The following is a 6,558-nucleotide window of genomic DNA, read 5'->3' as shown; positions in this document are numbered from 1 at the left end:
TGAACAAGTAGGCGAATTTTTCGGTAAAACGCCATTAACCTCGATTGATCCAGATAAAGTGGTTGCCCTTGGTGCAGCCATTCAAGCGGATATTTTGGTCGGCAATAAGCCTGACGCGGATATGTTATTGTTAGACGTTGTGCCTCTTTCGCTTGGTATTGAAACCATGGGCGGTTTAGTGGAAAAAATCATTCCACGGAATACCACTATTCCTGTGGCACGAGCCCAAGAGTTTACTACCGCTAAAGATGGGCAAACAGCGATGTCGGTTCATATTCTACAAGGCGAGCGTGAATTGGTGGAAGATTGCCGTTCACTCGGTCGCTTTACCTTACGTGGCATTCCTCCGATGGTAGCAGGTGCGGCAACTATTCGTGTGACTTATCAAGTCGATGCTGATGGTTTGTTGAGCGTAACAGCAATGGAAAAATCGACCAAAGTGCAGGCTTCGATTCAGATCAAACCATCTTATGGCTTAACCGATGAAGAAGTGACCCAGATGATCAAGTCTTCAATGGCAAATGCCAAAGAAGATATGGAAGCCCGCCAGCTTGCAGAGCAACGTGTAGAAGCTGATCGTGTGATTGATACCGTGATTTCAGCTCTCCAAGAAGATGGCTCAGAAGTGCTTTCTGTTGAAGAATTTAAAGAGATCGAAGCGGAAATTCAAAAGTTGATTGATTTAAAACAAGGTTCAGATAGAGCAGCGATTGCCCAAGGGATTAAAGAACTTGACCATGCTACCCAAGCATTCGCAGCAAAACGAATGAATTTATCAATTCAAAAAGCATTAGCGGGTAAAGCCGTTGATGAGATTATTTAAAAGAGGATAATATGCCAAAAGTAGTTTTTCTTCCCCATGAAGAATTTTGCCCAGAGGGTATGGTTGTTGAAGCCAATGAAGGCGATAATTTATTAGAAGTGGCACACAATGCAGGCGTGGAAATCCACCACGCCTGTGATGGTTCTTGTGCTTGTACGACTTGCCACGTAGTGATTCGTGAAGGGTTTGATTCTTTAAACGAAAGCTCAGATCAAGAAGAAGATATGTTGGACAAGGCTTGGGGCTTAGAAATGGAAAGCCGCTTAAGTTGCCAATGTGTGATTGGTGATGAAGACTTAGTGGTCGAAATTCCAAAATATAACCTTAACCACGCAAATGAGGCTGCTCACTAATGAAATGGACTGATGTACAAGATATTGCGTGGGCGTTGTACGACCGCGATCCTGATTTAAACCCTGTGACCGTGCGTTTTACCGATATGCACCAATGGATCTGCGAACTCGAAGAGTTTGATGATGATCCTGAAGGCTCTAACGAATCAATCCTTGAGGCGATTTTGCTGAAATGGATTGAAGAGTATGAATAAGTAAATCTAAGAAAAAATTTCACCGCTTGTATAACTACAAGCGGTCTTTTTTTATGTGATAGAGGGCAGTATTTGTTTTTCTGTAATGTACATATGGTGTATTTGATTTTATTTTTGAAGAGAAATGTGCTTCTTATTTATGTTCGCGTGATATCTTTTCCGATTTATATTTACACGACTTTCCTGTACAATAAACGCCATTTTTGACGATATACGAATATGAGCCTTATGCTGAACGAAACTGCACAGAACGAGTTGGCACACACTATTCCAGAGCTTATCCATTGGACGAAAGAGAGTGAGTTTTCTCTTTCTCTCCCACCTGAACGCCTTGCTTTTTTATTGGCGATTTCTATTTTTAATCAAGAACAAACTGATGGCGAACTGCTTGAGAGTGATTTAATCGATCTGTTCCGTTATGTTTCGCAATCTTTTGAACAATCAGAATTTACCCTTTCACAGCGTGCAAATAATGCGATCAATGATCTAGTAAAACAACGCCTTTTAAACCGCTTTTCTAGCGAATTTACTGAAGGTTTGGCAATTTATCGTGTTACGCCGCTTGCTGTGGGAATTGCGAACTACTACATCCGTCAGCGTGAGTTTTCTAGCTTGCGTCTTTCTATTCAACTTTCGATTGTGGCAAGCGAAATCCAAAAAGCATCTCTCGCTGCTGAAGAGGACGGAGATAAACGTCATTGGCGAAATAATGTATTTGCACCGCTAAAATATTCGGTGGCAGAAATTTTTGATAGTATCGATCTTTCTCAACGTGTTATGGATGAGAATCAGCACCAAATTCGTGAGCGAATTGCGAATCTGTTAAGTCAAAACTGGCACGAAGCGATTATTAGTTGTGAACAATTATTAGACGAAACATCGGGTAATTTGCGAGAGTTGCAAGATACATTGAATGCAGCGGGCGACAAGCTACAGGCACAGTTGTTACGTATTCAGAGTTGTTTGATTGGGCGTTACGATTTAGATTTTATCGATCAGCTGATAGTTAATTTACAAAATAAATTAGACCGCATTATGAGTTGGGGACAACAGGCTATCGATCTTTGGATTGGCTACGATCGCCACGTGCATAAATTTATTCGTACTGCGATTGATATGGATAAAAACCGTGTATTTGGTCAGCGCTTGCGTCAATCTATTCAAGATTATTTTGATGCACCTTGGATGCTTTATACTGCGAAAGCGGATTCGCTTCTTGATTTACGTGATGATGAAAATGAATTTAATGAAGCCGAAGCGGTTGGTGAATTACCAACAGAGTTGGAATATCAATCCATTAGCGATGTACAAGAGCAAATCGTGGCAATGATGCAGGCTTATCTCTCACAATTTAGATCGGAAGGTAAGCCAATCGACTTAGGTGTGGTTTTACGTGAACAATTGGCTCGCTATCCGCATTCTCGCCATTTTGATGTGGCACGTATTATCGTAGATCAAGCAAGTAAATTGGGTATGGCAAGTTTAGATAGCCAAGCGGTTTATCCAGAATGGCAAGCGATTAATGAAACAGGAGCGGAAGTGCAAGCTCACGTGATTGATAAATACCAGTAATCAAGCAAAAAAGAGAAAAATTATGACAGAAAATATTCAAGATGTGATTTCAACTAAATTAGCGGCGGCAATTGCCAACCCAATTTTTCCAAGCCTTGATAGCCAATTACGTGCAGGTCGCCATATTAGTATTGATTTGCTTGATGAACACGCGTTTTTGATGGATTTCCAAGCAGAACTTGAGCAGTTTTACAACCGTTATCACGTGGATCTTATTCGTGCACCAGAAGGTTTTTTCTACCTCCGCCCACGTGCCTCAACCTTGATAGCCCGTTCTGCGATGTCTGAAATGGAGATGTTGGTCGGTAAAGTGTTGTGCTATCTTTACTTAAGTCCTGAACGCTTGGCACAACAAGGCGTGTTTAGTTACGATGATGTTTATGAAGAGTTGTTAAACCTTGCCGATGAACAAAAATTGTTAAAAGCGGTAAATCCACGTTCGACAGGTTCAGACTTAGATAAAGCTAAATTAGTTGAAAAAGTCGGTGGGGCATTACGCCGTTTAGCCCGTATCGGAATGATTACCCGTGTTGGGGATCAAAACAGCAAGAAATTTGTGATTTCTGTTTCCGTTTTCCGTTTCGGTGCAGACGTTCGCACAGGAGATGATTACCGCGAAGCACAATTACGTTTGATTCGTGATGGTGAGGCAACCGCGTCAAATCCTACCGCTGATACAGAAGAACAAGCGGTAGAAAATGAGGAAGATTTTGCAGAGGGTGAGGAATAATGTGTACGTTAATGCAAAAAGATGTGTTGATTGAGTTAATCGCAAGTACTCAAGCAGATTTAAGTAAAATTTTAGAATTACCACTCAATGAAGATCAACTTTTTCTTAGCCGTTTAAGAGGGCAAGTATATCGCACCGAACCTGAGGCGATCGATTTCGATTTGCTTTCAAGTCAAGTGAAAGAGGTTGGTGCTAAATACCATTCATCACGAGCAATTTAGAGGTTTTATGCAAAACTTCGATATCAATGCTTACGATGTTGAGGCTGATATTGAACGAAATTTTCCTAAAATTTGGGCAAATTTGCTTGCTGAACATCTGGTTACCCCACAAGAGTACCCTGTTGCTATTTTACTGGGAGGGCAACCTGGTGCTGGGAAATCTTTCGGTTCTCTTGCAATGAGTAAGCGTTTAGATTTCAACTTGCTGATAATTAACGGAGATGAATTTCGTCCTTACCATCAGTATTACCATGAAATTTATCAGCAATATGGCAAAGAGGCTTCGAAATATACAGGCGAATTCACCGGTAAAATGGTGCAACGTATTCGAGATGAAGCCATAGCACATCGCTTTAATTTATTGATTGAAGGGACTTTTCGCACCGCTGATGTGCCTCTTAAAGAACTTGCAAATTTTAAGCATTATGGCTACCAAACCAATGTGTTAATTTGTACTTGCCCTAAAGAGCTGAGTTGGGATAGCACACTAAAAAGAGCAGAGGAACAAGCGCGTCAAGGTATGCAACCTCGTTATGTGCCAAGAGAACATTTCGACTTTGTGATTGCAAATTTAGCAAATAACGCGGTGCGTGTTTTGCAAGAGGCGAAACCCGATGGCTTTGAAGTATATTCTCGCTCTCAGAAATTATTTGATATTAAAGATACACCAGCAGATCAATTAACCGCTATTATCAATACAGAATTAAATAGATAAAGGAAAAATCCTAATGAGTAACACGGATTTAATTTTAGAAGAGAATGCACAAGAGACAATGATTGTGCAACCGACAATTCAGCTACAACAGATTGAACGTGGCAAATTCCGCTCCTTAACGCTGATTAACTGGAACGGCTTTTTTGCTCGTACTTTTGATTTAGATGAATTAGTCACCACACTTTCGGGCGGTAATGGTGCGGGTAAATCAACCACGATGGCGGGTTTTGTCACTGCCTTAATCCCTGATTTAACGCTTTTAAACTTCCGTAACACCACTGAAGCAGGTTCAACTTCTAGCTCTCGCGATAAAGGGTTATATGGTAAATTGAAAGCGGGTGTTTGTTATGCAGTGTTGGAAAGCGTGAATTCTCGCGGTCAGCGTGTTATCACAGGCGTGCGTTTGCAACAGATTGCGGGGCGAGACAAAAAAGTGGATATTCGCCCATTTTCATTACAAAACGTACCCTTTGATCAGCAGATTATCTATATTTTGACCGAACAAATGGGCACAAAAGCACGCGTGCTGGCATTGAATGAAGTCAAAGAAAAATTTGAGCAATCGGATGCTCAATTCAAGCAATATCAATCCATTACCGATTACCACAGCTTTATGTTTGATGTGGGCGTATTGCCGAAACGTTTACGTTCTGCAAGCGATCGTAGTAAATTCTATAAATTGATCGAAGCGTCACTTTATGGTGGTATTTCAAGTGTGATTACCAAATCATTACGCGATTACTTATTGCCTGAAAATACGGGCGTTCGCCAAGCATTCCAAGATATGGAATCGGCATTACGTGAAAACCGTATGACGCTTGAAGCGATCAAGGTTACGCAATCGGATCGTGATATGTTCAAGCAGTTGATTACCCATTCAACCGATTACGTATCTGCGGACTATATGCGTCACGCAAACGAGCGTTTGGGAAATATTCAACAAGCGTTAAGCTTTCGTCAGGCGTGGGCGAATTTAAAATCGAAGCGTGAGCTTGAGCAACATCGTTTAGTGGAATTTAGCCGTGAATCAGCAGAAATTGAAGCCACCGAACAAGGGCTTGAAGCGGAATTTAATTCCGCGAATGATCATTTAAACTTGGTGCAAAATGCATTACGCCATCAAGAGAAAGTAGAACGTTATCAAGATGACGTTGAAGAGCTCAACGAGAAACTTGAAGAGCAACAAATGGCGATTGAAGAAGTTTCCGAAGCAGTGGAAATAGCCCAACACCAGGCCGATGATGCGGAAGCACACGTGGAAGATTTGCGAGCACAGCTTGCGGATTATCAACAAGCATTAGATGCTCAACAAACCCGTGCTTTGCAATATCAACAAGCGGTTGCTGCCCTAGAAAAAGCAAAACAGCTTTCAGGTTTGGCAAATTTAGACTTACATAATATTGAAGATTACCACGCAGAATTTTTAGCCCAAGCCGATGAAATGACCGACAAAGTGTTCGACTTAGAACAGCGTTTATCTGTCTCAGATATGGCGAAAGAGCAATTTGAAAAAGCGTATGAATTAGTTTGCAAAATTGTGGGCGAAACAGACCGCTTGCAAGCGTTTGAGGAGGCTAAATCACTGCTTAATGCTTTCCCAGAACAGAAAATGCGTGCGACACAAGCGGTTGGATTACGCCAGAAATTGCACGAGCTTGAACAACGCTTGCAACAACAACAGCAAGCAAAACGCTTGTTGGCAGAGCTTAATCAAAGAACGCAAAGTGAGTTTAGTCACGCAGACGAGCTTGAAAATTACTTTGAAGAGCAACAAGTAAAACGCGAAGATTTAGAAGCGGAATTAGCCGAGCTTGTTGAAGTACGCTCCCGCCAACGCCAACAGTTACAACATAGACCTTCATAAATAACCAGTGAATGCACAGGGACTGCTGCAGAAAATTTACTGCGGCGGTCCCTGTTTTTCTATATGTGTCCGTTAAAACACGCCGG

Annotated in this window: 7 protein-coding genes and 1 pseudogene; all 8 read left to right on the top strand. The window is 41.6% G+C overall.

The window, feature by feature from the left end; translation table 11 throughout:
- A partial coding sequence (locus KH943_RS08600; RefSeq protein WP_304110012.1) for an Hsp70 family protein occupies positions 1–823 on the top strand: 823 nt, incomplete at its 5' end.
- A gap of 11 nt (positions 824–834) precedes the next feature.
- Positions 835–1,176, top strand: coding sequence for an ISC system 2Fe-2S type ferredoxin (fdx, locus tag KH943_RS08595; protein WP_005706571.1), 342 nt, complete (start codon positions 835–837; stop codon positions 1,174–1,176).
- The gene (gene iscX, locus KH943_RS08590) at positions 1,176–1,370 is read left to right on the top strand and encodes a Fe-S cluster assembly protein IscX (RefSeq protein WP_005706580.1); all 195 of its coding nucleotides are present in this window, start codon (positions 1,176–1,178) and stop codon (positions 1,368–1,370) included. Before fdx ends, iscX begins: the two co-directional genes overlap by 1 nt.
- 228 nt (positions 1,371–1,598) lie before the next feature.
- A complete protein-coding gene (gene mukF, locus KH943_RS08585; protein ID WP_304110003.1) occupies positions 1,599–2,942 on the top strand; it encodes a chromosome partition protein MukF in 1,344 nt (447 codons plus the stop codon).
- Between the two features lie 22 nt (positions 2,943–2,964).
- Positions 2,965–3,672: a chromosome partition protein MukE gene (mukE, locus tag KH943_RS08580; protein ID WP_304110000.1), complete on the top strand. Its 708-nt coding sequence runs from the start codon at positions 2,965–2,967 to the stop codon at positions 3,670–3,672.
- The gene (locus KH943_RS08575) at positions 3,672–3,893 is read left to right on the top strand and encodes a hypothetical protein (protein WP_005705323.1); all 222 of its coding nucleotides are present in this window, start codon (positions 3,672–3,674) and stop codon (positions 3,891–3,893) included. Before mukE ends, KH943_RS08575 begins: the two co-directional genes overlap by 1 nt.
- 7 nt (positions 3,894–3,900) lie before the next feature.
- A complete protein-coding gene (locus tag KH943_RS08570; protein WP_304109996.1) occupies positions 3,901–4,608 on the top strand; it encodes a zeta toxin family protein in 708 nt (235 codons plus the stop codon).
- A 58-nt stretch (positions 4,609–4,666) separates the two neighbouring features.
- A pseudogene (gene mukB / locus KH943_RS08565) lies at positions 4,667–6,451 on the top strand (chromosome partition protein MukB); the annotation flags it as partial.
- Positions 6,452–6,558 lie beyond the last annotated feature (107 nt).

It is taken from the genome of Haemophilus parahaemolyticus (assembly GCF_018373095.1).
GTDB lineage: Bacteria > Pseudomonadota > Gammaproteobacteria > Enterobacterales > Pasteurellaceae > Haemophilus_A > Haemophilus_A parahaemolyticus_A.
The sequence above is the reverse complement of the archived record's forward strand: the minus strand, read 5'-3'. Positions and strand labels throughout refer to the sequence as shown.

Bases quoted from the DNA above. Each gene is read 5' to 3' on its own strand.
- fdx (WP_005706571.1), top strand. From the start codon at position 835: ATGCCAAAAGTAGTTTTTCTTCCCCATGAAGAATTTTGCCCAGAGGGT.
- iscX (WP_005706580.1), top strand. From the start codon at position 1,176: ATGAAATGGACTGATGTACAAGATATTGCGTGGGCGTTGTACGACCGC.
- mukF (WP_304110003.1), top strand. From the start codon at position 1,599: ATGCTGAACGAAACTGCACAGAACGAGTTGGCACACACTATTCCAGAG.
- mukE (WP_304110000.1), top strand. From the start codon at position 2,965: ATGACAGAAAATATTCAAGATGTGATTTCAACTAAATTAGCGGCGGCA.
- KH943_RS08575 (WP_005705323.1), top strand. From the start codon at position 3,672: ATGTGTACGTTAATGCAAAAAGATGTGTTGATTGAGTTAATCGCAAGT.
- KH943_RS08570 (WP_304109996.1), top strand. From the start codon at position 3,901: ATGCAAAACTTCGATATCAATGCTTACGATGTTGAGGCTGATATTGAA.